General features: G+C 69.0%; 20 protein-coding genes and 1 tRNA gene. 7 read left to right on the top strand and 14 right to left on the bottom strand.

The genetic code is table 11. The features are described from left to right. Positions 1-61: 61 nt before the first annotated feature. Entirely contained in the window at positions 62-775 is a 714-nt protein-coding gene (locus tag ACIO52_RS09990) for a hypothetical protein (RefSeq protein WP_402643017.1), read from the bottom strand. 325 nt (positions 776-1,100) lie between these two features. Here ACIO52_RS09990 and rfbB point away from each other — a divergent pair, with 325 nt between their 5' ends. Continuing rightward, positions 1,101-2,102 carry a dTDP-glucose 4,6-dehydratase gene (gene rfbB / locus ACIO52_RS09985; protein WP_218721256.1) on the top strand — a complete coding sequence of 334 codons (1,002 nt, stop codon included), beginning with the start codon at positions 1,101-1,103 and terminating at the stop codon, positions 2,100-2,102. A gap of 23 nt (positions 2,103-2,125) precedes the next feature. Here the strand turns inward: rfbB and ACIO52_RS09980 are convergent, their stop codons facing one another. Further along, positions 2,126-3,661, bottom strand: coding sequence for a DUF2142 domain-containing protein (locus ACIO52_RS09980; RefSeq protein WP_316573161.1), 1,536 nt, complete (start codon positions 3,659-3,661; stop codon positions 2,126-2,128). Continuing rightward, positions 3,658-4,626, bottom strand: coding sequence for a glycosyltransferase (locus tag ACIO52_RS09975; RefSeq protein WP_316573162.1), 969 nt, complete (start codon positions 4,624-4,626; stop codon positions 3,658-3,660). The genes ACIO52_RS09980 and ACIO52_RS09975 overlap by 4 nt, the downstream gene beginning before the upstream one ends. A gap of 126 nt (positions 4,627-4,752) precedes the next feature. Between ACIO52_RS09975 and ACIO52_RS09970 the strand changes: the two genes are divergently transcribed. Together ACIO52_RS09970 and ACIO52_RS09965 are read left to right on the top strand one after the other, a co-directional pair. Beyond that, positions 4,753-5,283 (top strand): GtrA family protein, encoded by a 531-nt coding sequence (locus tag ACIO52_RS09970; protein WP_316573163.1) that lies wholly within the window; start codon positions 4,753-4,755, stop codon positions 5,281-5,283. 111 nt (positions 5,284-5,394) lie between these two features. Next, complete coding sequence (locus tag ACIO52_RS09965) at positions 5,395-7,293, top strand: glycosyltransferase (RefSeq protein WP_218721260.1); 1,899 nt, start codon at positions 5,395-5,397, stop codon at positions 7,291-7,293. 160 nt (positions 7,294-7,453) lie between these two features. Here ACIO52_RS09965 and ACIO52_RS09960 read toward each other — a convergent pair whose 3' ends face one another. Further along, positions 7,454-7,816, bottom strand: a complete 363-nt coding sequence (locus ACIO52_RS09960; RefSeq protein ID WP_316573164.1) for a hypothetical protein — start codon at positions 7,814-7,816, stop codon at positions 7,454-7,456. Between the two features lie 69 nt (positions 7,817-7,885). On the opposite strand from ACIO52_RS09960, the gene ACIO52_RS09955 reads away from it, so the two are divergent. Next, positions 7,886-8,470, top strand: coding sequence for a hypothetical protein (locus ACIO52_RS09955; RefSeq protein WP_402643011.1), 585 nt, complete (start codon positions 7,886-7,888; stop codon positions 8,468-8,470). Positions 8,471-9,246: 776 nt separating this feature from the next. Here the strand turns inward: ACIO52_RS09955 and rsgA are convergent. The 5 genes from rsgA to ACIO52_RS09930 all read right to left on the bottom strand — a co-directional run bounded on the left by rsgA (position 9,247) and on the right by ACIO52_RS09930 (position 14,182). Further along, positions 9,247-10,278: a ribosome small subunit-dependent GTPase A gene (gene rsgA / locus ACIO52_RS09950; RefSeq protein WP_316573166.1), complete on the bottom strand. Its 1,032-nt coding sequence runs from the start codon at positions 10,276-10,278 to the stop codon at positions 9,247-9,249. A gap of 193 nt (positions 10,279-10,471) precedes the next feature. Beyond that, entirely contained in the window at positions 10,472-11,539 is a 1,068-nt protein-coding gene (locus ACIO52_RS09945) for a glycosyltransferase family 2 protein (RefSeq protein ID WP_316573245.1), read from the bottom strand. Between the two features lie 53 nt (positions 11,540-11,592). Further along, entirely contained in the window at positions 11,593-12,435 is an 843-nt protein-coding gene (locus ACIO52_RS09940) for an ABC transporter ATP-binding protein (RefSeq protein ID WP_218721262.1), read from the bottom strand. 12 nt (positions 12,436-12,447) lie between these two features. Next, positions 12,448-13,275, bottom strand: a complete 828-nt coding sequence (locus tag ACIO52_RS09935; RefSeq protein ID WP_218721343.1) for an ABC transporter permease — start codon at positions 13,273-13,275, stop codon at positions 12,448-12,450. A gap of 319 nt (positions 13,276-13,594) precedes the next feature. Beyond that, on the bottom strand, positions 13,595-14,182 hold the full coding sequence (locus ACIO52_RS09930) for a bacterial proteasome activator family protein (RefSeq protein ID WP_218721263.1): 588 nt from the start codon (positions 14,180-14,182) through the stop codon (positions 13,595-13,597). An 86-nt stretch (positions 14,183-14,268) separates the two neighbouring features. On the opposite strand from ACIO52_RS09930, the gene ACIO52_RS09925 reads away from it, so the two are divergent. Then, a complete protein-coding gene (locus tag ACIO52_RS09925; protein WP_218721264.1) occupies positions 14,269-15,471 on the top strand; it encodes a cysteine desulfurase-like protein in 1,203 nt (400 codons plus the stop codon). 3 nt (positions 15,472-15,474) lie between these two features. Here the strand turns inward: ACIO52_RS09925 and ACIO52_RS09920 are convergent, their stop codons facing one another. Beyond that, positions 15,475-16,476 carry an NAD(P)H-quinone oxidoreductase gene (locus tag ACIO52_RS09920; RefSeq protein ID WP_218721265.1) on the bottom strand — a complete coding sequence of 334 codons (1,002 nt, stop codon included), beginning with the start codon at positions 16,474-16,476 and terminating at the stop codon, positions 15,475-15,477. 75 nt (positions 16,477-16,551) lie between these two features. Between ACIO52_RS09920 and ACIO52_RS09915 the strand changes: the two genes are divergently transcribed. Further along, positions 16,552-16,639, top strand: a tRNA-Ser gene (locus ACIO52_RS09915). A gap of 341 nt (positions 16,640-16,980) precedes the next feature. Here ACIO52_RS09915 and ACIO52_RS09910 read toward each other — a convergent pair. Both ACIO52_RS09910 and ACIO52_RS09905 read right to left on the bottom strand, forming a co-directional pair. Continuing rightward, entirely contained in the window at positions 16,981-17,352 is a 372-nt protein-coding gene (locus ACIO52_RS09910; RefSeq protein ID WP_218721266.1) for a nuclear transport factor 2 family protein, read from the bottom strand. Between the two features lie 101 nt (positions 17,353-17,453). Then, positions 17,454-18,404, bottom strand: coding sequence for an Lrp/AsnC family transcriptional regulator (locus ACIO52_RS09905; RefSeq protein ID WP_218721267.1), 951 nt, complete (start codon positions 18,402-18,404; stop codon positions 17,454-17,456). Between the two features lie 83 nt (positions 18,405-18,487). Here ACIO52_RS09905 and ACIO52_RS09900 point away from each other — a divergent pair, with 83 nt between their 5' ends. Next, positions 18,488-19,360, top strand: coding sequence for a VOC family protein (locus tag ACIO52_RS09900; RefSeq protein WP_402643003.1), 873 nt, complete (start codon positions 18,488-18,490; stop codon positions 19,358-19,360). 147 nt (positions 19,361-19,507) lie between these two features. Here ACIO52_RS09900 and ACIO52_RS09895 read toward each other — a convergent pair whose 3' ends face one another. Together ACIO52_RS09895 and ACIO52_RS09890 are read right to left on the bottom strand one after the other, a co-directional pair. Further along, positions 19,508-20,281 carry a PRC and DUF2382 domain-containing protein gene (locus ACIO52_RS09895; RefSeq protein WP_402643000.1) on the bottom strand — a complete coding sequence of 258 codons (774 nt, stop codon included), beginning with the start codon at positions 20,279-20,281 and terminating at the stop codon, positions 19,508-19,510. A gap of 198 nt (positions 20,282-20,479) precedes the next feature. Continuing rightward, on the bottom strand, positions 20,480-21,655 hold the full coding sequence (locus ACIO52_RS09890; RefSeq protein WP_218721271.1) for a nitric oxide synthase oxygenase: 1,176 nt from the start codon (positions 21,653-21,655) through the stop codon (positions 20,480-20,482). Between the last annotated feature and the right edge of the window lie 28 nt (positions 21,656-21,683).

Below are 21,683 nucleotides of genomic sequence, written 5' to 3'. Positions count from 1 at the left end.
CGTGAAACGCCCCCGCTCGGATCACCGAGCGGGGGCGTTTCGTGCAAGCAGCCTTAGCTGACTACTTGGCCGGGGCCGGAGTGGGGGCCGGCTGGGTGATGGTGGCGAAATACTGGATCGCAGCACCGATCGCGACCGGGCCGGTCACAAAGATCTGACCGGCGAGAACGCCGAGGGCGCCGACGGCCAGGATGCCGCCGATGCAGCCCAGGGCGGCAGCGGGCAGGAAGGGGCCGAAGAGGCCAACGATGGTGGCCGAGGCAACCGTCGCACCGGCGATGCCGCCGAGGACGCAGCCGATGGCGCCGCCACCGAGACCACCGACGAGGGTGCCGAGGGTGGCGCCCATCGAGATGGTGGAGGTCAGGCGGCTCCAGGCGGCCTGCTCACGGTCGTACTCGTTCTTCCACGGCGCCTTGTCCTCGAAGGGAAGGGCGACGGGCTTGTAGACGGCCTTGGCCGGGTCGATCTGCGGGGCGAGGGTCGCGGTGTTGCCCGCGATCTCGGCCGCGATCGGGAACTCGAAGTCATCGAGACGGAACGACAGCGGGGTGCCGGCAACGGTGGTGCCATCGACGGCCTTGACCTTGAACACGCCGTCCTCGACGACAAGCGATCCAGCGTCGGTGGTGATGACGGACTTGCCGTCGACTTCCTGGGCGGTGAAATTGATCGGAGCGGCCTCTTCGACCGGCGCGGCGTTGACGGTGCCGGCGGTGACGCCCATGGCAGCGATCAGCAGCGCCGAGGTGGCGGCGAATTTCCTCATCAGCATTTTCGTTGAACCTCGATGTTGGAGCGTTCGGAGGGGACCCGATGATCAAAAGCCCTCGCAGCTAACGAGCGGTGAACCTCGCGTGACCGTCTATTCAAATTCTGTTCACCGTTGATACCCCGGTACTGGTGCGGTGCTCGAAACCTGAGCGGTGACCGGGCTTTTTCTCAGGAAACCAGACCCGAAGTCGTAACCTGGTGGGGTCTATAGTGATGGACGTCACAGCAAATATATCTGGGACGTCACAGATCGGACGCTGTACAGCATCGCATTTTCGGCCGCCTCGAGTCCGGAACGGCATCGGCGAGCACGTATCGTTGGCCGGGTGCGAGTTCTCGTAACCGGCGGGGCCGGGTTCATCGGTGCGAATTTCGTCCAGCAGACCGTGGCCACGCGCCCGGATGTGCACGTGACCGTCCTCGACGCGCTCACCTACGCGGGCAACCGGGCGTCGCTGGATTCGGTCGCCGACCGGATCGAATTCGTGCACGGCGACATCGCCGATCTGGACCTGGTCGACAATCTGGTCAGCGGTGTCGACGCGGTGGTGCATTTCGCGGCCGAATCGCACAACGACAACTCGCTGGCCGAGCCGTGGCCGTTCGTGCAGACCAATATCGTCGGCACCTACTCGCTGCTGCAGGCCGTGCGCCGCCACGACGTGCGCTACCACCACGTCTCCACCGACGAGGTGTACGGCGATCTCACCCCCGAGGACCCGGCCTTCACCGAATCCACGGCCTACAACCCGTCCAGTCCGTATTCGGCGACGAAAGCGGGCAGCGATCTGTTGGTGCGCGCCTGGACCCGCTCGTTCGGCGTCCGCGCGACCCTGTCGAACTGCTCCAACAATTACGGCCCGTATCAGCACGTCGAGAAATTCATCCCGCGCCAGATCACCAATCTCATCGACGGTGTGCGGCCGCGCCTGTACGGCGCCGGTCATCAGGTGCGCGACTGGATCCACGTCGACGACCACAATCGCGCGGTCTGGGACATTCTCGACCGCGGCCGGATCGGCCAGACCTACCTCATCGGCGCCGAGGGCGAACTCGACAATCTCAGCGTCGTCCAGCTCATCCTGCGGGCCTTCGACCGCGATCCCGCCGACTTCGACCATGTGACGGACCGGCCGGGTCACGACCAGCGCTACGCCATCGACGCGAGCCTGCTGCGCGAGGAACTGGGCTGGTCACCGCGGTACGCGGACTTCCGGGCCGGTCTCGCCGACACCATCACCTGGTACCGCGAGAACGAGGACTGGTGGCGGCCCAAGAAGGCCGCCACCGAAAGCGCCTACGCGGCCGCGGGCGAAAAGACGCTCTGAGTCCCGCACCGTCGTCCGGGGAGTTATCCCCAGACGACGGTGTAATACGTCGCGGCCGCGCCGATCAGCGCGAAAACCGAGGCGCAGGTGACGGTGATCGCCGTCGCGCGGGTGGGGATCACGCCGTCGGAATCGGTGAGCCGCAAGGGAACCCAGCGGGCCACCACGGCCAGCCCCATGATCGCCAGCGGCACGAAATACCGGCCCTGGACACCGTCGATGATGTAGAAATCGACCGGCGTGAACGACATGTACAACGTCACGTAGATCATCGCGACGCTCGCCAGCACGGTCAGCGCCACGATCAGCGTGCGCCGGAAAGTGGCTGTCGTGGTGTTCATCCGGTCGGCGATACCGAAACTCACCGCGAAGGCGATCAGGCACGCCAGCATCGATACGGCGGGCACATCGACGTAGGCGAAGCCGAGTTCACCGAAGAACTGGTTGAACCAGCGGTGATCGCGCAGGGCGATGCTCTCGCCGAAAGTGTGCACGAATTGCACGGGGTCGCTGAGGATTCCCTTCAGCTGGTCGGCGGGGCGCACCTGACCCCACTGGTGCGGCGGGCGCATCAGGCTCATTCCGTCGCCGGTCGGTGCCGCGATTTTGGTCCACGCGAGGAAAAGCGCGCCACCGGTCGCGGCGAAAGCCCACGGAATCAGCTTCAGTTTTCCGGTGAAGCCGAGGCGGTCGGCGGGCACGACGACAACCAGCATTGCCAGCAGCACATAGGTCGGCTTGCTCAACGGCAACGCGATCGTCGCGGCGAGCAGCGCGCCGGTTTCCACCGGCCGCAACCGGTCACCGACGAACAGGGCCTTCAGCAACAGCGCCGACACCATGATCGCGAGCGCATTGGTGAGCGTATCCGCGGTGACGGTGCCCGCCTGGAACAGCGCGATCGGCAGCACCGCGACGGTGAACACCAGCCACTGACTGCGCCGCTCCCGGAGCGCGTACAGCGCGAAACCGACTACGGCCAGGTAGGCCGCCAGGCCGGCCAGCCTGGTCAGCAGGTACATCCCACCGACATTCAGGCCGAGCGCCTCACCGAGCCGGATACCGACGGCGGCGGGCACGTACGGGACCGGCGAGTAGGCGGCGGTGTTCGTGAACCACATCGTCTTGGTGGCCGAGCTGATCTCGGCGTCGCCGAGCCGGTCGTAGACGGCGGGGTCGGCCACCATCGCGTCGGGCTCGTCCGGGTTGTCGTTGTAGTCGCGGAAGGCGTAGCCCATCAGCGCGTCGACGCTGACCGGGATCTGGCCGCCGTAGGCGACGCCGCGATCGTCGGCGATGCGCTGCGGGAACACCCCGCCGTGCGCCACCTGGTAGGCCCGGCCGAACTGGGTCAGCTCGTCATGGCCCCAGAACGGCGGGGTGAGCACGGCGAACAGGGCGCCGAACACGGTGGCGATCACCGCGAAGGCGACAGTGGCCGCGCCCAGCCTGTGGGTCAGCGACCGGATCGGCGCGAGGAGCCGGTCCTTGGTGCTCGGTGCCTGCGGTGCGGTCTTGCTGAGCTCGACGGTGGTGTCCGGCTCGGTGGAAGTCGTCACCGACGGTCTCCGGCAGTGACGTCTTCGTGCGCCCCCGCGGCCGAATAGCGCAGGTAGACCAGGCGCGCCGCCTCGTGCCGGGACCGGCGGATGCCGTCGAGGATCATGCCCGCGGTCCACGCGAGACTGCCCAGCAGCATCAGGGTGAACGCGAAGAACAGCGTCGGGAACCGCGCCACCTCGTGGGTGTCGTAGAACTCGATCACGATCGGGACGGTCAGGATGAGCGAGACCAGCCAGGCCAGCGTGCCGAACAGGCCGTAGAACGCCACCGGGCGCTCGTGCCTGGCCAGGCCGAGGATCAGCGCGAGGATCTTGGTGCCGTCGCGGTAGGTGCGCAGCTTGGATTCGCTGCCCGCCGGGCGGTCACGGAAACCGACCTGCACCGCGGTCTGCGGCACCCGCAGGTGCAGCGAGTGCACGGTCAGTTCGGTCTCGATCTCGAACTCGCGCGACACGGCCGGGAAGCTCTTGACGAAGCGACGCGAGAACACCCGGAAGCCGCTCAGCATGTCCTCGACGTTCTCGCCGAAGACCTTGCCGACGACGCCGTTGAGCACCTTGTTGCCGGTCTCGTGGCCGGAGCGGTAGGCGCTGCCGTCGCTGTCGTCCTGCTTGCGCACGCCGAGCACGTGATCGTAGGGGCCGTCGAGCAGCGTCTTGATCATCAGCGGCGCCGCGGACGCCTCGTAGGTGTCGTCGCCGTCGATCATCAGATAGACGTCGGCCTCGATGTCGGCGAAGGCACGGCGCACCACGTTGCCCTTGCCCTTGGTGTTCTCGTAGCGCACGATCGCGCCGGCCTCGCGGGCGCATTCGGCGGTGCGGTCGGTGCTCAGGTTGTCGTAGACGTAGACGACGATCCCCGGCACGGCGGCCTTCAGGTCGGCGACGACCTTGGCGACCGCGGCCTCTTCGTTGTGGCAGGGGACCACGGCGGCAATGCGAAGCTCGGTGGAGTCCACCCGGGTCAATCCTCGATGTAGGCAGCAGTGGGACACCGGGAGGGTACACAGCGCACGTCTGATCCGCTCACCCGGTTCAGCGAGCTTAACGCGGGACCGAACGGGCCATCGGTGTACGGTCGGCCCGTGTCCCACCCCGAGTTGTCCGAGCCGGTCCCCGCGTCGTTGATGTCGAAGGTGGTGACGGCGCTGCGGCAGGGCGCCGCGTTCCTCGTCGTCGGCGCGATCGGCTTCCTGGTCGACGCGGGCACCTACAACCTGCTGGTCTTCTGGGGTGGCGGATTCACCTTCACCGAAGGTGTGCTGTATCACTCGCCGCTGGTCGCCAAGATCATCGCGATCGCGGTGGCGACGGTGGTCACCTACTTCGGCAACAAGTGGTGGACCTTCTCCCACAAGAAGACCGACAACCCGGGCCGCGAATACGTTTTGTACGCGGTCTTCAACGTCGTCGCGATCGCGCTGCAACTCGGCTGCCTCGGCTTTTCCCGCTATGTGCTCGACCTGTCCTCGCCACTGTCGGACAACATTTCCGGCACGCTGATCGGCCAGATCGTCGCGGTCGTATTCCGCTATTGGGCCTACGACAAATTCGTCTTCACCGGCTCTTCGGCAACCGAAGAGCAACACGCGCGGGGTGCGGCGACCCCTCACTGACAGCGCGACGAGGCCGGGCGATTGATATCCTCACCCCCGCCTGCCGCGCCGCCCCTTCTTTACGTGACTGCTTGCGTCGGCGCAGTCGATACCGAGAATTTCGAGGACTTCATGGAACAGTCGGCTACGGGAGCCGTGACCGAATCGAACGATCGGCGCGAGGCCGCGCCGGAATCGCTGCGCGGTGAACACGCGGCACCGGAGCGGCTGGTGCTGGCCAGGGGCATATTCACCGGCCCGTCGGCTCGGGTGAGCGACGAGCTCTACGCCGTCGTCAAGGGTGGTGCCGCGGTCCGTGAGCGCCTGGCGCTGCACCTGCCCAAGGGCGCCACCGCGCACACCAACACCTACTTCGGCCGCTTCGCCGCCAGCTACTGGCAGCGCTGGACCACCGTCACCGAGGTGACGGCCAGCGCGACCCTCGAGGTCGGGGACAAGGCGAACGTGCGCCTGGTCGCCTCCGACATCGCCGGCCACCGCCGCATCATCGCCTCGCTCGTGGCGACCAGCGGCGGCCGGGTCAGCCTGACCGCCCCGCTCGACCAGTACGTCGACGGCGGCGCGCTGTGGCTCGAGTTCGACGCCATCGGCGGCAGCCTCGACATCACCGACCTCGCCTGGACCGCGCAGGCGCCGGAGAAGGTCCGCCCGGTCGCGATCGCGATCTGCACCTTCAACCGGGCCGAGGACTGCGCGCACACGGTGGCCGCGCTGGCCTCCGACGCGACCGTGCTGGCCGCGATCGACGCCGTCTACGTCGTCGACCAGGGCACCGACCTGGTCGAGAACCGCCCGCTGTTCCAGCAGGTGCGCCCCGACTTCGGCGACAAGCTGCGCTACATCCGCCAGCCCAACCTCGGCGGCGCGGGTGGCTTCACCCGCGGCCTCTACGAGGTGTCGGCGGCCAACGAGCATGCCGACGTCATCTTGATGGACGACGACATCCTCTGCGAGCCCGAGACCGTGCTGCGGTTGCAGGCCTTCGCCAACCTGACCGTCGAGCCGACCCTGGTCGGCGCGCAGATGCTGTTCCTGCTCAATCCCGACTACCTCAACGTCGGCGCGGAGGAGGTGCACCTGCACGAGCTCAAGCACGGGCAGAAGGTGCCCAAGGCACTGCGCAACACCTCCATGCTCAAGAAGAACCAGGAGCGCCGCGTCGACGCCGGCTACAACGCCTGGTGGACCTGCCTGATCCCGGCCGAGGTGGTCGCCAAGATCGGCCTGCCGGTGCCGATCTTCTTCCAGTGGGACGACGTCGAGTACGGCATCCGCGCGCGTGAGCACGGTTTCGTCACCGTCACCCTGCCCAACGCCGCCGTCTGGCACGCCGACTTCTACTGGAAGGACTACGACGACTGGGCGCGCTACTTCTCCACCCGTAACTCGCTCATCGTCGGCGCCCTGCACACCGATCTCGACGCCAAGGCGATCACCAGGGACTTCTTCCGCTATATCGCCGAGCATCTGGTCGGCATGCAGTACGGCCTGGTGCACACCACGCTGCAGGGCATCGAGGACTTCATGAAGGGCCCGAAGGTGCTGCGCGACGGCGGTATCGACGCCCTCGCCGCCGCCCGGGGCACCCGCGGCGACTACCCGGAGACCATCAAGCACCCCGCCGCGACCCCGCCGGTGAACTCCGCCGACATCCAGGTCCGCCGGGCCGGTGGCGAGCCGAGCCGGGTCACGTTGGTGCTGATCAAGCGCGCGATCACCCAGTGGACCGGACGCACCCAGCACGGCCTGATCGGCGTCACCCGCGAGGACGCGCACTGGTGGCACGTCGGCTTGTTCGACCACGTGGTCGTCACCGACGCCTCCCAGTCCGGCGTGCGCGTGCGCCGCCGCGACAAGGCCCGCGCCCGCGCCCTGCTCATCCGCACCTACCGCACCCTGCGCAAGCTCCGCAAGGAACTGCCCGCGCTGCAGGCTGCCTACCGCGACGCGGTGCCCGAGCTGACCAGCCGCGAGAACTGGGCCCGGCTCTACGGGATCGACCCCAGCTGAGTTCGCGCTGATCGTTCGAACGCCGCGCCGGAATTCGTTCCGGCGCGGCGTTTCTCGTCGCCGGGCTCGAGGTCGCCGCGCCGCGACGGCGGGGTCGCGTTTCCGCCGAGACGGGAACAGCCCCGGCGCGATGCCGGGGCTGCCGCGTGCCTGGAGTCGGTCAGCCGAGCAGGATCAGCAACAACGTCAGCAGGAAGAACACCCCGAGCACCGCGAACGGCAACCACAGGAAGATCACCCCCGGCGTCTTCTGCGGCTCCGACCCGATCGCCCCCTTGAAGAAGACCGCGGCGGGCGACCGGTAGTACACCTTGCTTCCCGGCCCCGGTGTGACGGGAACCTGGATCTCCGCGGGCCCCATATCGAACAGCCACGGCGTCACCACCCGCACGTGGTACTGCCCCGGCCCCACCGGCACATGCGTCTGCCCCCACCGCGCATCCGGTACCGGCTGCCCGTTGACGAAGATCTTCGGCTTCACCAGCGCCAACATGAACGAAGCCCACACATACGACGAATCCACCGTCAATCCAGGCGGATTCGGCCCCGAAGCTCCACCGGCCACCGACTGTCCGGCCCCGCCGCGCGGTGCGTGCCCACCCGACCCGAACTGGCCAGGCGCATGCGGCGGCGGTCCACCGAGTTGCCCTGGTGCCCCTGCGAGCGAGTGGTCGCCGGTGCCGAATCGGCCGGGTTCGCCGTGTGGCGGCTGGCCGAACTGGCCAGGCGCACCGTGTGGTTGGCCGCCCGGACTGAACTGGCCGGGGCCGACCTGGCCGAGCGCATGCGGTGGTGGACCACCGAGATGTCCTGGTGTGCCTGCGAGCGGCTGGTCACCGGTGCCGAATCGGCTGGGTTCGCCATGTGGTGGTTGGCCGAAGTGGCCGGGCGCACCAGGGGGTTGGCCGCCGGGACCTGGTTGGCCCGGTGCGGCGTGCGGGGGTTGGGCACCCGGACCGAACTGACCGGGCCCGAACTGGCCCGGGCCGCTGTGCGGGGGCGTACCGCCTGGACCGAACTGGCCCGGTGCCCCCTGGGGTTGGGCGCCGGGGCCGAAGGGGGCAGGTCCGCCCAGGGGCGGCCGGGTACCGAGTTGACCCGGTGCACCCGGTGGTTGATTGCTGCCCGGGCGGCGGGGCGGGGCGACCAGTGGCCTGCTCTCCTGGCCGGCCGGTGACTGATCGTCGGACGGGCTGGAGAAGCCGTCGAAAGAGACTGTGGCCGAAGGGCGGTGCGGCGGTGGAAATTCGGACTCCGCGGCGCCTCCGGGGGTTCGGCTCGGCAGTGCGTCGAGCCGACCGAAGCCGGGTGGCGTGTGCGGTTGTCCGAAGTCGGCATCCTGCGGACGCCCGTGACCTGGTTGTTCACCGAATCCGGGCGCCGGTGGTACCAGCGGATGGCTGGGTGCCGAAACGCCGGGACCTGCGGGCGGTTGGCCGAATCCGGGGCCGCCGGGGCCTGTGGGTGGCCGGCCGGCGCCGGGGATGCCGGGAGGGGGACCGAAGCCAGGGCCGCCGGTACCGGCGGCAGGCCGACCGAAACCAGGTGCCCCACCCGGCTGCCCGAATCCCGGTGGCGGAGCGCCCGGTCCACCGAATCCCGGTGGGGGAGGGCTCGGCCGCGCGTGACCCGGTTGGGGAGTCTCCGGCCCGTTCGCCGACCACTGGTCGCCGGTCGACGGGCGACCCGGATCGGGTCGGGGTGTGCCGCTTCCCGATTCGCTGGAATCCGCGGGTCCCGGCTCGTCGGGGCGGTGTGGTGGTGGAAAATCGCCGGGGCTACTCATTCATCCCTCCCGGATAGCGAACCGTGCGCCTGAACCCTACCCCGCTCCTGGACCGCCGTCCGGGCGAGCAGCGACCGGCCGGAACGGACAAGATCACCACGCTCCGGTGCAGGTCGGCACTGGGCAGGCCCGCACACCGGAGCGTGGTGATCATTTGTCCAGGTAGGTCAGCGGCGGCCGCGTTCGCGGTACCGGCGGCGCTGCTCCTTGACGATGGTGCGCCACGCCTGGGCACGTTCTGCGGCCAGGCGTTTGTCGGTGCGGGCCGCCATCCACTCGTTCTCCTTGGCGAGTTTGCGGTAACTCGCCAAGCGGCGTTCGGGCAGCGAACCGTCGGCGAGCGCGGCCAGTACCGCGCACCCCGGCTCGGTCTCGTGCACGCAATCGGCGAAACGGCATTCGGCGGCCAGGGATTCGATATCGCTGAACGTCTTGCCGATGCCCTCGGCCGCGTCGTACAAGCCGATCCCACGCAGACCGGGCGTGTCGATGAGAGTGCCGCCGCCGGGCAACGGCCGCAACTCCCGGTGCACCGTGGTGTGGCGCCCCTTGCCATCGACCGCGCGAACGGCGTTGGTGGCGAACACCTCCGCGCCGAGCAGGGCGTTGGCGAGGGTCGACTTGCCCGCGCCGGACGGTCCGATCAGCGCCACCGTGCCCGCGAGCAGCGCGGTGAGCACATCGAGCCCCACCTCGGCGGTGGAGCTCACCGCGAGCACCGTCGCACCAGGGGCGACCGCGCGCACCTCGTCGAGCGGGATATCGACCGCCGCATCGGCTTTGGTGAGCACGACGATCGGCTGGGCATTGCTCTCCCAGGCCAGCGCGAGCATGCGCTCGATCCGGCCCAGGTCGACGTCACCATCGGCGGCCGTGCAGATCAGCACGGTATCGACATTGGCCGCCAGCACCTGGGCGACCGAACGCCCCGACACCGACGATCGCGTGATCGCCGAACGCCGCGGCAACAGCTGCCGCACCGTTGGCTCGGCGTCGAGTCCGACCCAGTCGCCGGTGCACAGACCGGTGATGTCGCGCGGGCAGGCGGCACGCGCGGGCCCGGACGGCGTCACCACATCGCATTCGCTGCGGTCCATCCGGACGATGCGCGCGGGTACGAGTTCGCCGAGCAGCGGCAGGTATTCGGAGGCTACGGCTTCGGTCCAGCCGTAAGGGACGAGACGGTCGTAATCGACCATGGGGGAAAGTCCTTCGTCGGGGCCGAGCCCGACGGCGGGCTCAGCGAGAAGAGTTCGGGGTGGAGTCCACGTCGGCGGTGTGCGCACGCACAGCTCGCCGGGGCACGGCAATCCTCACCACGGACATCCACCTCCTCGTCTCTTCTCGCTGGTCCCCAGACAATGACACATCGCCGCGAACCGCGGCAACCGATTATTTCGGGTCGGGTTTCCCGAACTGCTCGTTGCGTCCGAGCGAGCGCAGCCGGAACCATTCGCGCAGGCCGGCCGGGTCGCGCCGGGTCACCAGGAAGAACCAGGAGAACCGGATCCACTCCTGCGGCAGCAGCTTGCGCATGCCCGGCTGCGACATCAGATAGCCGCGGTTGCGGTAGGTGAAGTAGCGCTTGACCGGGTCGTCCGGGTACTGGGTGTGCATCCGGCCGCCGAGGATCGGCTTGAACTCCTCGGCGCCGTTGGGGTGCAGGTACGCCGTCTGCAGACAGGTGCCGAACGGCAGCCCGGAGCGGACCAGGCGGCGATGCACCTCCACCTCGTCACCGCGCACGAACAGGCGAAGATCCGGCACCCCGATCAGGTCGACGGCCTTGGCCGAGATCAGCGCGCCGTTGAACAGCGAGGCGATGCCGGGCAGGAAGTCCTCGTCACCGAGCTCCGAGCGCAGCCGCCGCCACACCACACCGCGGCGCAGCGGGAAGGCCAGCCGGTCGGGTTCGTCGATATCGCACACCACCGGCGACACCTCGACGAGGTTGTGCCTGCGCGCGCAATCGAGCAGGGTCGCCAGCACTTCGGGACCGTCCGGGCGGCCGTCGTCGTCGGCCAGCCACACCCAGTCCGCGCCCATGGTGAGCGCGTGCAGCATGCCGAGCGCGAAACCGCCCGCGCCGCCGAGGTTGTGCCGCGACCCCAGGTAGGTGGCCTCGATCGGCTGCTGGGCGACCAGCTCGGCCACCTCGTCCTCGTTGGCGTTGTCGACGACGATCAGGTGATCGATCGGGCGCGACTGCGAGGCCAGCACCTTCAGCGATTCGGCGAGCAGCTCCCGGCGCTTGTGCGTGACGACCACGCCGATGATCCGCGCCCGCGGCCCGGTCTCGGTGTGCAGGTCGGCCGGTTCGGCACCGGCGGGCAGTTCGGCGTCGTCGGGCAGCGCGATCGGTTCGGCGGGCGCCTCGGCCGCTTCGAGACGGTCGGTCACGCTGAACCCACCGGGCACCACCGCCCGATCGCCTTCCTCCTCCGGCCGCTGACCGCTCATGCTCGGGCGGCCTGCGTGGTCACGCTCCGCTTCCTCCTCCGGCCGCTGACCGCTCATGCCTTGTTCTGCTCCAGTTCCTTCTCGCCCGTCGCGCCGGATGCGCCCTCGGTCTCCAGCTCACGCAGCACCTGTGCCACGTGGTTACCCGCGTCGGGACCCTCGTACGCTCGCACGACTTCCTCGATGCCGCCGTGCAGGCGGATCTGGCCGTGATCGACCCACATCGCGGTGTCGCACAGCTGGGCCAGGAACTCGTTGGAATGGCTGGCGAAGACGAGAATGCCCGAGCGCGCGACCAGCGACTGCAGCCGCGTGCGCGCCTTCTTCATGAACTCCGCGTCGACCGCGCCGATGCCTTCGTCCAGCAGCAGGATCTCGGGGTCGATGGACGTCACCACACCCATCGCCAGCCGGACCCGCATGCCGGTGGAGTAGGTGCGCAGCGGCATCGACAGGTACTCGCCGAGCTCGGTGAAATCGGCGATCTCGTCGATCTTGGACATCATCTGTTTGCGGGTCTGCCCGAGGAACAGGCCGCGGATGATGATGTTCTCGTAGCCGGAGATCTCCGGGTCCATGCCGACGCCGAGGTCGAACACCGGCGCCACCCGGCCGCGGATGCGCGCGCTGCCGCGCGAGGGCTCGTAGATCCCCGACAGCAGCCGCAGCAGCGTCGACTTGCCCGCGCCGTTGTGGCCGACCAGCCCGACCCGGTCGCCTTCCTTGAGCGAGAGGTTGATGTCGCGCAGTGCCTCGACGACCACCACATCGGAACTGTTGCGCCCGATCGCGCCGCCCGCCTTACCGAGGAACGCCTTCTTCAGCGACCGCGACTTGGCGTCGAAGATGGGGAACTCGACCCACGCCTGCTGGGTTTCGATACTCACACGGCTCATCGGGGACTGCTCCTAAACCCAGTACGGGACGCGGGCACGGTACTGCTTGAGCGCCAGGATCGCGACGATCCAGCCGACCACCGTGATCGCGCCGACGATCGCCCAGTGGTGCCATTCCGACGGCTCGCCCAGCAGCGGCGCGCGCACGATCTCCAGGTAGTGGAAGGTGGGCACGATCTCGATCAGCTTGGCCCGGTCGCTCATCCCGCCGACCGAGTTCTCCAGCGCCTTGGTCGACCACATGACCGGGGTCAGCACGAACAGCATCAGCGTCATCGAGCCCAGGATCGGGGCGATGTCGCGGTAGCGGGTGGAGAAGATGCCGAACACGATCGACACCCACATGGCGTTGAGGAACAGCAGCAGGATCGCGGGCACGGCCAGCAGCACCGACCAGTTCAGGTCACGCCAGAGCGAGAACGCGACCAACAGCACCGCGTAGATCGCGGCGTTGTGGATGAAGAACAGGAACTGCCGCCAGACCAGCCGGTACACGTGCACGCTCAGCGCCGACGGCAGCTGTTTGATCAGGCCCTCGTTGGCGATGAAGACATCCGAGCCCTCGAGGATCGAGGCGCTGATGACGTTCCAGACGATCAGGCCGATCGTCACGTACGGCAGATACTGGCTGATCGGCTGATCGAGCAGCGTCGAATACAGCAGACCCATCGCCAGCGCCTGCAGGCCGGTCGCGATGGTGATCCAGAACGGGCCGAGCACCGATCGCCGGTACCGCTGCTTGATGTCCTGCCAGCCCAGCGACAGCCATAGCTCGCGCTGATGGAAGCCGTCTCGCATGTCCTTGAAGGCGCGCTGGAAGGTCTGTGAGTCCGACACCATCGGCTCCGCGACCAGCAGGGGCGAATCCGTGGTGTGCTCGGCTTCGGCGATCTCGGCCAGTTCGGCCTCGGTCACCGGGGAATCGTCGTCGGAATGCACGGGGCTCTCTTCGGTACGCGCGTCACTCTGGTCGGAGACCGAATCGGGACGAGCGGCAGCTGCGGGCACGGTCCCCGACCTTACAGTGTTGTTTTCCGGCTGGCGCCGGGTGTTCTCGGCCTCTCGGCCTCGATTCTTCCCTCCTCCGCTCAGTCGCTGCGCTCCTTCGCTCCGTCAGTCCGGAATCGAGGCGGCCGAGAAGGGGAGTGACTTCAACGGTCTACAGGTACTGCCCGCCGCCCACGTGGCCACCGGCCTTCGGATCACCCGCGTGCATGCCCGGCGGCAAGGCGCCCTGACGCATCTGCTCCAGCTGGGCGCGGGCGGCCATCTGCTGGGCGAACAGCGCGGTCTGGATGCCGTGGAACAGGCCCTCGAGCCAGCCGACCAGCTGGGCCTGGGCGATCCGCAGCTCGGCGTCGGAGGGCACCGACTCGTCGGTGAACGGCAGGGTCAGCCGCTCCAGTTCCTCGCGCAGTTCGGGCGCGAGGCCCTGCTCGAGCTCGCGGACCGAGGACTTGTGGATCTCCTTGAGGCGCGACCGGCTGGCGTCGTCGAGCGGAGCCGCCCGCACCTCCTCGAGCAGCTGTTTGATCATGGTGCCGATGCGCATCACCTTGGCGGGCTGCTCGACCATGTCGGCCAGCGACTCACCCGAATCGGCGTCGTCGGTGGCGCTCTGCTCGTCGTCGGGGACGACCTGCCCGGTGAACGTGGCGCCACCGTTCTGGTCGGCGGGCACGGTGAGCGGACGGCCGTCGGGGCCGATCACGACGATGGATTCCGGTACATCCTCCGAGTGCGTCATATCCCCATCATTGCGTGTGTGGCAGGTTCGCGCTAAAACCCCGACGCGGTTACACCGGACCGCCCGCTGCCCTTAAAGTGGCGGGCATGACTTATGACGTCGCGAGGGTTCGGGGCCTGATACCGTCCCTGGGCGACGGCTGGATCCACCTGGACCCGCAGGCGGGGATGCTCGTTCCGGATTCGGTATCGCGTGCCGTGTCAACGGGTTTCCGCACCTCCTCGTTTTCCCATATCGGCCGCCACGGTGCGGCGACCCGCAGCGGTGCGATCCTCGACGCCGCGCGTGAGGCGGTCGCCGATCTGGTCGGGGGAGATCCGGCCGGCGTCGTGCTCGGACCCGATCGCGCGGTGCTGCTGGCCTGGCTGGCGGAATCGCTGAGTTCCCGGCTCGGTCTCGGCACCGGCATCGTGCTGTCCCGGCTCGACGACGAGGCCAATGTGGCCCCGTGGCTGCGCATCGCCAACCGCTACGGCGCGCACGTGCGCTGGGCCGAGGTCGAGATCGAGACCTGCGAGATGCCGTCGTGGCAGTTCGAGGAGCTGATCGGCCCGACCGCGCGGCTGGTCGCGCTCACCGCCGCGTCCCCGATCGTTGGCTCGGCGCCCGCGGTCCGGGTGGCCGCCGACCGGGTGCACGACGTGGGTGGCCTGCTGGTCGCCGACGCGTTCGGCGCGGCTCCGTACGCCCTGATCGATATCGACGAACTCAATGCCGACGTGGTCGCGCTGAGCGCGCCGTCGTGGGGCGGCCCGCAGGTGGGCGCGCTGGTGTTCCGCGATCCGGCCTTCCTCGATCGCATCCCGTCGATGTCGCTCAACCCCTATGCCAAGGGTGCTGAACGGCTCGAGGTCGGCGGCCACCAGTACGCGCTGCTGGCCGGGCTCACCGAGTCGATCGACTTCCTCGCCGGACTCGACGAGCGGGCGCGCGGCACCCGGCGCGAACGGCTCGAGATGTCGATCACCTCGCTGCAGGACTATCACGACCAGCTCTTCGATCACCTCATGCAGGTGCTCGACAAGGTCGACAACCTCACCGTGATCGGCCGTGCCTCCACCCGCATCCCCACCGTCAGTTTCACCATGGCGGGGATGCAGGCGGAGAAGGTGGCGGCCAAGCTGGCCGACAACCGGATCGGCACGGTCAGCGGCGTGCACGGCGGCAGCCGGTTGCTCGACGCGCTGGGGGTCAACGACGAGGGCGGCGCCGTCACCATCGGCTTGGCGCCCTACACGACCCGCTACGAGATCGACCAGCTCGGCCGCGCGCTCAGCGCGCTCGAATAGTCCTCAGTCGCGCACGCGCAGCACGATCTTGCCGAAGGTCTCCGGCGAATCGAGCAGCTCGTGCGCGCGGCCCGCCTCGGTGATCGGCAGCTCGGCGGAGATCACCGGCACCACCTCGCCCGCGGCGATCAGCGGCCACAGCCGCTCGCGCACCGCCGCGACGACCTCGGCCTTGCTGCCCGCGCCGACGCGTGGCCGGTTGCGCACGTTCGTCGCGTGCACCGTGCCCCACTTGCCCAGCAGCGTGGCCAGATTCAGCTTCCCGGCCACGCCGCCCTGCATCCCGATGACCACCAGCTGACCGTGCGCCGCCAGCGCCTCCACATTGCGTTCCAGGTACAGCGCGCCCATGTTGTCGAGGATGATGTCGGCGCCGGAACCACCGGCCTGCGACGGCTCGGCCGCGACCACCGCGACGAAGTCCTGCGTCTTGTAATCGATCAGCAGCTCGGCCCCCAGCTCGGCGCACTTGGCCAGCTTCTCGGCCGAGCCCGCCGTCACCGCCACCCGCGCCCCGAGGCTGCGGGCCACCTGGATCGCGTGCGTCCCGATCCCGCCGCCGCCACCGTGGATCAGCACCAGCTGCCCGGACCGCAGCCCGGCCGTCATCACCAGGTTCGACCACACCGTCGTCGCCACCTCGGGCAACCCCGCCGCCGCCACCGGATCGAGCCCGTCCGGAATCGGCAACAGCTGGGTGGCAGGCACCGCGACCAGTTCGGCATAGCCGCCACCGGACAGCAGCGCGCACACCCGATCCCCGATCCGCCACTCCCGCACGCCCTCCCCGAGCGCGACGATCGTCCCCGAACACTCCAGCCCCGGCACCGAACTCGCGTCGGCGGGCGGCGGATAGAACCCCCGCCGCTGCAACACATCGGCCCGATTCACCCCGGCCGCGATGACCTCGATCAACACCTCGCCGGGCCCCGGCTCCGGATCGACCGTGACGGTCCACTCCAGCACCTCCGGCCCGCCGAACCCGTTCAACTCGATTGCCTGCATGGGGTGGTTCCACCTCTCCGCGACCTCGGCCGGACACCGGACGCGCGCCGCGCGTCCGCTACGATCTCACTCTAGGGAGACGTGGCAGAGCGGCCGAATGCACTCGCCTTGAAAGCGAGCGTCGCGAGAGCGACCGGGGGTTCAAATCCCTCCGTCTCCGCCAATCCGGTTGGTGGGCACCGCCTGTTCTTCTCGCTGCCGCCGCCGATCCGGTCGCACAGGACGTGGAACCGCATCGGCCCATCCCTACTGTCGGGCGCACGGTCGACAACAGCACAGTCCTGGTGATCGGGGCGATCGGTCACGTCACGGTCGGCCGATGCTCTCGGCGGCGACCGCGGAGTTCGTCGTCGCCATGATCGCCGAACGCGCGCGCGGGACCGTGCTGCTGTCCACGGCCGCGATCCGCGACGACGTGGACGAGCAGCTCATCCGATCGGCGCCGCGCACGCGATCGTCGAACGGCCGATCCTCGAATCGGGTCGTCGACGACCCGGGCCGAATTCAGCCGGCCTCGTCCCAGGCCTGGATGGACGTCTGGTCGACGATGCGGCCGTCGCGGATGTCGGCCATCGAGTGGACCAGGACCCGGGTTCCGTCGGGGTAGCGGCAGGATTCGACGAAGGCGACGTGGTCGCCGTCCATCAGAACGCTTTCCAGTTTGTGGGTCATCTCCCGCGAGCACACGTCGGCGAACATCTCGCTGATCGCCGAACGTCCGTGCAGCACACGGGGATGGCTGGGCTGGTCGTTGTGGTCGACCATCCGGATCTCGGCGTCGTCGCCGTACAGTGCCAGCAATGTGGTCGCGTCGCGGCCTTCGATGCCACGGCGCAGTGCTTCGGCATCGAATCCCGAACTGGATGCGGTGCTCATCTCGGTCTCCCTCGCTCGTCGCCCAACGAGCCGGACCAGGGCGATTCGGCCCGTAATCCAGCACATTACGCCCGCGGACCGGCCTGCGGAACGCCCCGAGATCAGCCGACCGGAGCGGCCCGTTTGGCGATGGCCGTGATCGGCACCGGCTCGACGCGTTCGATCCCGTCGAGCGCGCCGAGCCGCTCGGTGAGGTAGTCGAACAGGGTGTCGGCGTCGCGGCACACCACGATCGCGATCAGGTTCGCGGTCCCGGTGGTCCCGCCCACGAACGCGGCCTCCGGATGCGCCGACAGGGCCCGCGCGACGGCCACGAGCCGGGCGGGCGCGACCGTCAGCCACAGTGCCGTCTGCACCGGGAAACCGAGCACCGCCGCATCGATCTCCACATCGAAGCGCAGCACGCGCTGCCTGCGCAGCTCGTCCACCCGGCGCCGGACCGCGGACTCCGACCAGTCGACCGCGCGCGCCAGCCGCGCGTAGTCGGCGCGGCCGTCGACGGCGAGGGCGGGCAGCAGGCGCCGATCGAGTTCGGTCATCGTGATCGTGTCCGGCCGCTCGGCCAGCGCCGGTGCCAGTGCGCTGACCTGCTCGGATGTCAGCGCCGACGTCCGGCCCTGCCAGCGCCGATCGGTCAGATGCCGCAGCAGCCGCTGCACCTGGACCGACTCGACTTGCGGATGCCTGGCCAGCGCGTCCAGCGGCACCGTGGCGTCGGCGCCGACATGGAAGAAGCTGCTGATCTCGGCACCGCCGGCGAGCACGCTCACCCACGAGGTGTCCGGCCTGCGGGCGAGTGCTCGCGCCAGCGCGTCCGCGCCGCCGGGCCGCACCCGGATCCGGACCAGCCACTCGGCGTGGCCGACCAGGCCGGTGGCGGCGATGCCGGTGACCCGCGCCAGCCCGTGGGCGCGCAGCCGCGCGAACCGCCGCGCCACCGTCCGGTCGGCGACATCGAGCACCTCGCCGATCCGGCGGAACGAAGCCCGGCCGTCGACCTGCAAGGCGTGCAGCAGCCCCAGATCGACCGCGTCGAGCCTGACCGAATCCACCAGATCAGCGTAGGTCGTGTCGGATTCCGGCGCAGCGGGCGCGGATCGGCGACATCGCCCCCGGCCGGACCCACGATCGACGCATGACAGCAGACATCGACGGCATCCACCACGTCGGCATCCTCACCCGCGATCTCGACGGCCTCGAGCGCCGCTACCGTTCGCTCGGGTTCACCCTCACTCCGCGCTCGCGCCACCTGCTCGCCGCCGGGCCGGGGGAGCCGCCGGTCGCCGGCTGCACCGCGAACCTGTGCGCGGTCTTCGAGGACTCCTATCTCGAGCTGCTCGGCATCGTCGACGAAACCGCGCCCGACCCGTGGCACACCAAGGCGATGGCCGACGAGTACGAGGGGCTGCGCCTGCTCAACCTGGAGACCTCGGACGCCGAGAAGGCCGACCGTCGCCTGACCGAGGCCGGGTTACGCACGTCCGGGGTCCTCGACCTCGAACGCCCGGTCGACACCGTGGACGGCCCACGCACCCTGCGGGCCCGCGCCGTCCACGTCGACCCGCGCGCGACCCCCGAGACCTACCTCGGCGTCGCCCAGCACCTGACCCGCGACTACGTCCACCAACCGCGCTATCTGCGGCACCCGAACGGCGCCCGCGGCCTCGGCTCGGCGCTGTATGTCGTCGACGACGCCGCCTTCGCCACCGTCGTCGACCGCTACCGGCGCGTCCTGGACCGCGTGCCCGACCAGGAGGGCCCGCTGACCATGTTCGCCGTCGGGCCCGCGCGGCTCGAATTCGTCCGGGCGAGCGACGCGGACGAACTCCTGCCCGGCGAACCGGCGCCCGCCGCCTCCTACCCGGCCGCCCTGACCATCCGCGTCGACGACGTCGTCGCGGCCCGCGACCTCGTCGACGACGCGGGCACCCCGACCACCCCGACCGCCGACGGCTTCGTCGTCTCCGCCACGGACGCCTACGGCGCCTGCCTCTTCTTCACCGCCTGAGGAGCCACCCTCTGCTGTTGAGCTCGTCTTCCACACGGACCAGCGGGGCGGGCGACGAAGTCGTGGCCGAGTCGGTGCGGAACAGGCCGGTGAACGACTCGCGGCCGCCCACCGGAGCGGGCGGCCGCGAGCTGGTTGGCACCCAGGTCAGCGCGCGGTGCGCGGCGGATCGTCGTCGAAGCCCTCGGTGTCCACGCGTTCCTTGCGAACGGTGCCGGACACGGTCTGCTCGTCCTCGACCTCGTCGACCGCCAGCCGGACCCGTTCCACCGGGACGGCTTCGGTCTCCACCCGCACCCGGTCGGCGTGCAGGGTCACCTCACGCTCGTCGTCACCGATCTCGACCCCGCGCTCGCCCCGATCGGTGATCGGTTCGCGCTCGACGCGGACTTCCTCGTGACTCGTCGGGACGCGCACGTTCTGTTCCTCGGTGACCACGTACTTGCGCAGCCGGGCGGTGCCGACGGTCTCGCGCTCGGTATCCACCCGGAGCTGTTCCTCCGAGCGGATCATCGACTCACCGCCGATCCCGGGGTTGCCGTGGGTCAGCGGCTCCTCGTCGCCCGCACGAATCTGCTGGCGGCCGTAGGTATCCCAGGCCGCCGCCCGCGGGTCGACGTGGTAGTGCCGGAACAGTTCCTGCTCGGACTCGGCGCTGATCCGCCCGTCGTCGTCGAGGTGCGGCGCGGATCTCACCGCTTCCTTGTCGACGTGCAGGCGCAGGGTGTCCTCGTCTGCCCGGTGCTCGGCACCGGCCAGCGGGACCAGCGAGTCGCCGTGGAACAGACCGGTGGACACGGCGGCCCAGGTCGGCGCCCCGGTGGTGTTCTCGAGGTAGATCTGCTTGATCTTGCCGATCTTCTCGCCCCGCTCGTCGTACGCGGTGGCGCCGATCAACGAATCCAATGTCGCTCTGCTCATGATGATCCTCCTACCTGACGCGGAGGTCGCCCGATTCCGGCCGCATCGGGTCGGCGGGCGGCTCCGCTGGGTTGTCGTGATCGCTCTTTCGCAGCATCCGGCGTAGCCAGATCAGCTACTTCGAAGCAAATACCCGAGTCGATCTTCGGCAAACAACCCCCGGTCGAGGCGGCATCGGCGATCGGCGCACAAGCGTCGCTAGCGTTCGCCCGGCCGCTCCCGCTTGACGAAGTTGGGACGGATGTCCATGTCGGGTTCGTCGTAATAGCGATGGAAGGTGGGGGTCAGGCCCGAGGAGATCGGCGGGTTGATCCAGCTCCAGTCGGTGGGGCAGCGTCGGCCCGCCGCCTCCTCGCGCTGGACGTGATCACAGAACTGTTTGGCGACGGTGTGGTGGTCGACCATGTGCACGCCCGAGGTCCGGAAGCTGTGCAGTACCGCGTGATTCAGCTCGATCAGCGCCTTGTCGCGCCACAGCGTGCGCACCGAGGAGGTGTCGAGCTCCATCATGTCGGCGATCAGCGGCAACATGTTGTAGCGATCGGTGTCGCTGAGGTTGCGCGCGCCGATCTCGGTGCCGACGTACCAGCCGTTGAACGGGGCGAACGGGTAGGTGATGCCGCCTACCTCGAGGTCCATGTTCGACACCGCCGGTAGCGCATGCCATTTCAGCCCGAGGGTGGCGAACCACGGGTAGTCGGGGTGGACCAGATCGACCTCGCGGACCAGCTCGCGCGGCACATCGAAGTACTGCAGGTCCTCGTCGGGCGTGCTGATGAGCACGGGCAGCACGTCGAACGGGGTGCGCGCGCCGCGCCAGCCCAGCGCCATCGCCTGCTCGGTGGCGGCGATGTTGGCCGGATCGCCGGTGACGGTGCCGTCGCCGTTGGGATAGCCCGCGTAACGGATCAGCTGCGAGCTCACGATGCGGTACTCCCCACCGCCGGGCTCGAGCTGCGGGCCGACTGTGATCATCGACTGGATCGCACCGCCGTTGGTGGCCAGTCGCAGATGCTGCCAGCAAGCCTCGGAAAGCTCTCGCGCGGAAGTAACTCGGCGCGCGTCCAGTAGTTTGAGCGACCGCCAATGCTTGCGCCCGACACAGCGCGCGTGATTGCGCCACGCCAGTTTGGCGCCGATCAGGATCTCCTCGGCGGTCTGCCGATAGGTGCCGGTTTCGCGCAGTTCGGCGAGCGCGCCGAGCCGGCGCTGGGTGGGTAGATGACCCAGTTCGGGATTGCGGAAGAACTCGTCGCATTCGCGTAGCCGACGCTCGAGGTCGGTGGCAGGCGGTGCGGCGACGACGGTGTCACCGGCCGAAGTGACTGGGGTGGAGCCTTTTTCGCAGACAGCAGGGCGAGAACGTTGGTTCACGGTACATCTCCGGTCGGGCAGCAGGGTG

The sequence above is a fragment of the Nocardia sp. NPDC087230 genome (genome assembly GCF_044744725.1).
In the GTDB taxonomy this organism is placed as follows: Bacteria; Actinomycetota; Actinomycetes; order Mycobacteriales; family Mycobacteriaceae; genus Nocardia; species Nocardia canadensis.
Note: the sequence above shows the minus strand (reverse complement) of the source record. Positions and strands in the feature narration are given on the sequence as shown.

Excerpts from the sequence above, each read along its gene's own strand:
- ACIO52_RS09990 (WP_402643017.1), bottom strand. The coding sequence starts at position 775 with ATGCTGATGAGGAAATTCGCCGCCACCTCGGCGCTGCTGATCGCTGCC.
- ACIO52_RS09965 (WP_218721260.1), top strand. The coding sequence starts at position 5,395 with ATGGAACAGTCGGCTACGGGAGCCGTGACCGAATCGAACGATCGGCGC.
- rsgA (WP_316573166.1), bottom strand. The coding sequence starts at position 10,278 with ATGGTCGATTACGACCGTCTCGTCCCTTACGGCTGGACCGAAGCCGTA.
- ACIO52_RS09945 (WP_316573245.1), bottom strand. The coding sequence starts at position 11,539 with ATGAGCGGTCAGCGGCCGGAGGAGGAAGGCGATCGGGCGGTGGTGCCC.
- ACIO52_RS09940 (WP_218721262.1), bottom strand. The coding sequence starts at position 12,435 with ATGAGCCGTGTGAGTATCGAAACCCAGCAGGCGTGGGTCGAGTTCCCC.
- ACIO52_RS09935 (WP_218721343.1), bottom strand. The coding sequence starts at position 13,275 with ATGGTGTCGGACTCACAGACCTTCCAGCGCGCCTTCAAGGACATGCGA.
- ACIO52_RS09930 (WP_218721263.1), bottom strand. The coding sequence starts at position 14,182 with ATGACGCACTCGGAGGATGTACCGGAATCCATCGTCGTGATCGGCCCC.
- ACIO52_RS09925 (WP_218721264.1), top strand. The coding sequence starts at position 14,269 with ATGACTTATGACGTCGCGAGGGTTCGGGGCCTGATACCGTCCCTGGGC.
- ACIO52_RS09920 (WP_218721265.1), bottom strand. The coding sequence starts at position 16,476 with ATGCAGGCAATCGAGTTGAACGGGTTCGGCGGGCCGGAGGTGCTGGAG.
- ACIO52_RS09910 (WP_218721266.1), bottom strand. The coding sequence starts at position 17,352 with ATGAGCACCGCATCCAGTTCGGGATTCGATGCCGAAGCACTGCGCCGT.
- ACIO52_RS09900 (WP_402643003.1), top strand. The coding sequence starts at position 18,488 with ATGACAGCAGACATCGACGGCATCCACCACGTCGGCATCCTCACCCGC.
- ACIO52_RS09895 (WP_402643000.1), bottom strand. The coding sequence starts at position 20,281 with ATGAGCAGAGCGACATTGGATTCGTTGATCGGCGCCACCGCGTACGAC.